General features: G+C 38.9%; 1 protein-coding gene. It reads right to left on the bottom strand.

The window, feature by feature from the left end:
* Window positions 1–42: 42 nt before the first annotated feature.
* A protein-coding gene (locus FTV42_RS17010) for an IS3 family transposase (protein WP_180039262.1) occupies window positions 43–1,208 on the bottom strand; the annotation gives its coding sequence in 2 pieces (ribosomal slippage) (window positions 43–950 and window positions 950–1,208; 1,167 coding nt in all).
* Window positions 1,209–1,274: the final 66 nt, after the last annotated feature.

Here is a 1,274-nt window from a genome sequence, read left to right as displayed (position 1 = left end):
TGATGTGTGCTGAATTAGCAGGAGACTTTCACTTGGGAGATTCTAGGCAGCTAACCGATAAAAGTCTTCTGCCATTTGATTTGGTGTCTTAAAATCCAAGCCTTTTTGAATTCTTCGCTGATTATAAAATAACTCTATATATTTTGTAATATCCACTTTGGCTTCTTCCCTTGTTTTGTAGTTGCGATGATGGACTAGTTCATTTTTGAGTATGCCCCAGAAACTCTCTATCGGTGCATTATCAAAGCAGTCGCCTTTTTTGCTCATTGAACCCTGAAAATCAAATTTCTCAAGTAAGTTTCGATATTCATTACTGCAATATTGGCTACCTCTGTCTGAATGTACAATGAGATCTTTAGCAGGTTTCTGATTGCGAATAGCCATATTCAATGCATCACAAACAAGCTTGGCTGTCATGCGCTCATTTAAGCTATAGCCAACAACCTGTTTCGTGTAAAGATCTTTGACAGCTGCCAAGTACAACCAGCCCTCAGCCGTCCAAATGTAGGTAATGTCACTCGACCACGCAAGATTAGGCTTCGTCATTGAAAACTGTTGCTTGAGTAAATTGTCATAAATAGAACGGTTGTGATCACTGTTCGTGGTTCTTTTGAAACGCTTATGGCGCTTACAATACAACTGATTTGATTTTTTTATTTGGCGCACAGCATACGTACTTATTTTGATACCTTGCGCTTGTAAATGCTTGGTTAATCGAACATAGCCATAGCTTTGTTTGGTTTCTTCATGGGCTATTTTGACCAAAATTGTCTGCTGATTTCGCTGAATTGATCTTTTACTCATGCCTCGCTTTAGCCAATCATAAAAGCGAGAAACGGATACACGAAGTAATCGAGCCATTAAAATAATCGGAAATAAGTGGCTTTGCGATTTCATATAGGCGTACCTCACTGACTTTCTTTGGCAAAGTACGCTGCTGCCTTTTTTAAAAATTCACGTTCCATTTCAGCTGTTTTGAGCTGTTGTTTAAGCTTCTTATTTTCTTCGAGTAAGGCGTTTAGATCGGGCGAATACTGTTTTGTGCCTGCTAAAGTTCCATCCTTTGCTTTGTTATTCCAGTTCAAAAGGGTTTGCATTGAAATGCCAAGTTGTCTAGCGGATTCCGATACATTACCTTGGTTCTCTTCAATGGCTTTTATGGCTTCAGCTTTAAATTCTGCGGTGTAAGTCTTCTGTTTCTTGCTCATGGTAAACTCCTAATGAGTATGTATAGTTTACCAAGTTAAACCCTCCTGTTTTTTAAGCACACATCA

This window comes from Acinetobacter sp. YH16052, assembly GCF_013417155.1.
Taxonomy (GTDB): Bacteria; Pseudomonadota; Gammaproteobacteria; order Pseudomonadales; family Moraxellaceae; genus Acinetobacter.
The sequence above is the reverse complement of the archived record's forward strand: the minus strand, read 5'-3'. Positions and strand labels throughout refer to the sequence as shown.